This is a genomic window from Planktosalinus sp. (assembly GCF_059864935.1).
This window is the reverse complement of sequence record NZ_JCBCCK010000299.1, coordinates 1-2,729: the sequence shown is the minus strand read 5'-3', so window position 1 is coordinate 2,729 and position 2,729 is coordinate 1. Positions and strand designations below refer to the sequence as shown.

Annotated in this window: 5 protein-coding genes; 1 reads left to right on the top strand and 4 read right to left on the bottom strand. The window is 39.8% G+C overall.

Annotated features, from left to right (window positions below):
* Positions 1-1,054: RIP metalloprotease RseP (gene rseP, locus AC6F75_RS09830; RefSeq protein WP_500714854.1), on the bottom strand; the 1,054-nt coding region annotated here is incomplete at its 3' end.
* A gap of 118 nt (positions 1,055-1,172) precedes the next feature.
* Here rseP and AC6F75_RS09825 point away from each other — a divergent pair.
* Complete coding sequence (locus AC6F75_RS09825) at positions 1,173-1,853, top strand: SCO family protein (protein WP_500714853.1); 681 nt, start codon at positions 1,173-1,175, stop codon at positions 1,851-1,853.
* A gap of 35 nt (positions 1,854-1,888) precedes the next feature.
* Here the strand turns inward: AC6F75_RS09825 and AC6F75_RS09820 are convergent, their stop codons facing one another.
* The 3 genes from AC6F75_RS09820 to AC6F75_RS09810 form a co-directional block, all read right to left on the bottom strand.
* Positions 1,889-2,077: a hypothetical protein gene (locus AC6F75_RS09820; RefSeq protein WP_500714852.1), complete on the bottom strand. Its 189-nt coding sequence runs from the start codon at positions 2,075-2,077 to the stop codon at positions 1,889-1,891.
* Positions 2,078-2,096: 19 nt separating this feature from the next.
* The gene (locus AC6F75_RS09815; RefSeq protein ID WP_500714851.1) at positions 2,097-2,354 is read right to left on the bottom strand and encodes a hypothetical protein; all 258 of its coding nucleotides are present in this window, start codon (positions 2,352-2,354) and stop codon (positions 2,097-2,099) included.
* 66 nt (positions 2,355-2,420) lie between these two features.
* Positions 2,421-2,729 (bottom strand): hypothetical protein (locus AC6F75_RS09810; RefSeq protein WP_500714850.1); only part of this gene is annotated, 309 nt, incomplete at its 5' end.

Below are 2,729 nucleotides of genomic sequence, written 5' to 3'. Positions count from 1 at the left end.
GGGTAGCGCCTTTTTTGGTAAATACATATTTAAACTGGGCAACATAATCCCTTAAAATATCATATCCGAAACTGCTTCCGTGTGTGATGCTTTCCCAAAGTGAATATTCCCTGTGAATGGAATCAAAATTCCTCTTACTTTCAACTCCTATGAGTCCCTTTTCATTTGGAGTGACTGTAGTTTGAACAACTTGCCCATTTCTTTGAACTTCAAGATTAAGTTGAGTTTCAGGGTTTGTTAGTATTTTTTGACTAAACTCATGCCAGTATTTAGTTTCCTCATCATTTACTGAAAGTATTTTATCTCCCGCTTCTAATCCGGCTCGGGAAGCAGGACTATCTGGATCTACTTTTTCTAGAATCGGCTCTGAGATTGGAATAAATGGCTCAAAAACACCGGCCTGAAACATTTGCTGCCCGATATCATCCGGAACTGTCAGCGTTTCAGTGTCTCCGTTTTGCCGTAAAACTTCTACTGTTTTTACATCACGCAAAAACAAGTATTTATTGATATCCAAAACATTCTCAAAATGCTCGCCATTGACTTTCAGAATCTGGTCACCGTCTTCAAATCCGTAGGGTTGTACGATTTCGTGCACTGCAAATCCATCAGGCATGGTTTCGGGGGTGACAAACTCACGTCCGAAATGAAACAGGATCAGTGAATAAATCATAAAGCCCACGATGATGTTTACTGTAACACCACCCACCATAATGATGAGGCGTTGCCAGGTGGGTTTTGAGCGAAACTCCCATGGTTGCGGGGGCTGTTTCATTTGCTCCTTGTCCATGCTCTCGTCGATCATCCCGGCAATTTTCACATAACCGCCCAAAGGCAGCCAGCCAATACCGTAAGTGGTTTCGCCGATTTTCTTTTTGAAAAGTGAATATTTCACGTCAAAAAAGAGGTAGAATTTCTCTACACGGGTTTTAAAAATTTTAGCGGGTATAAAGTGCCCCAACTCGTGCAGGACAATCAGTATTGACAAGCTTAAAATAAGCTGAATGGCTTTTACAAAAAACGGATCCATAAATTCATTTACATTGAACGGCAAAAGTAAGGTTTTAGAACTAGTTTTTAAAGCCTCAATTTAAATTGACTTTAATTTAACGAAAATAGGGTCAAAAAACCTTTTCAAATTCAGTAATTTTGCACTGTTTTTATACAAAAAAATGCTCAAATTTTTCTCCAAATACAAGTTTCTTGCGATAGTTTTGTTGGTGCTTTCGGCCATTATCGTTACTGCCATTTACCAGATTTTAAAGCCTATTCCAAAACTCGCGGTTTACCAACCCAATATGGTAAATTTTGAACTGGTAGACAGCACCAAACAACGCGTAAAAAAATACCACACCATAGCCGATTTTGCGTTGCTTAATCAAAATGGCGATACCATCACTCAAAAGGACTATGATGGTAAAATCTATATTGCCGATTTCTTTTTCACCACCTGTCCCACCATCTGCCCGATTATGAAAGACCACATGGTGAAATTACAGCATATTTTGATGGAAGATGATGAAGTGCTGCTGTTATCACACAGTGTAACTCCTGAAATTGACAGAGTTCCGGTTTTAAAAGCATATGCCGAAAGTAAAGGGGTGGTTGATGCTAAATGGAATATGCTCACCGGTGAGAAAAAACAAATCTATGATTTGGCCCGTAAGTCCTATCTGGTGGCCAAAGATGAGCCTTATGGTGGCGACTATGATATGATCCACACCGAAAATTTTGTGTTGGTGGACACCCGAAGACGTATCCGCGGGTTTTATGACGGCACCGATTGGGCAGATATGGAACGACTACTTAAGGACGTGGCGATTCTTCAACGGGAGGAGCAAAGCAGGCTCTAAACAGACCTTATTTCACAAAACCTTTAAGTTGATAGTTACTTCTCAACTTCCCCTTTTTTCGGTCGGTATAAAAGGGCCAGCACCAGACCGAATAGGATTTGTAAAACCACCAAAACATTTCGGGGGGTAGAGTTGTGGTAATTTTCGCCCGAAATAAAATAATGCAAGCCACTGCCAACAATAAACACTATGGCCGTAAAATAAACAAATGAGCGGGATTTCATGGTATTTAGTTTTTTTCAACTACTGTTTTGAGTTTCTTTTCTGAAGTTCTTCTTTCATAGTTTTAATATTCACCCAATTGGGAATCAAAGCAGCAAATAGAAATAAAGGAACGGCTATTTGCACGTCGGGTTTCCAGCTGCCCTGAATCATCTGGTAAATCATATACACCCCATAAATGATAAAAAGCATCAATGCGGCATACAAAATTGAAATTCCGGATTTGATTTTCTTTTCCAGTTCCTCGTTGGATAATTTTTCAAGTTCTTCTTTTTTCATAAGGTCTAATATCTAATATCCAGCCTTCGGCAGGCAGGCTCACTACTCATATCTCACATCTATAAACTATTGACGTTTCACCAACGCAAAAAAATCATTCTCAAGTGGCAAATAGCCCTGGTCATACACAAAATAATACACCGTCCCGGCTTTGGTGGTATAGATGCTCGTGAAATAATCAAAATTAAATCCCAGTTTTAAAAGTTTGTCTCGGGTGGTTTTGGTTTTTTCTTCGGGGTTGAGGCTTTCCAGGATGCGGTAGTTTTTTCTCAAAGCGTTATTAATATTACGCATCAGGTTTTTACTGTCTTTGTTAAACCGGTTGTTGTAACTGTTGCGGCAGGTGTCGCAGCAAAACTTCTTGTCTGCCCTGCC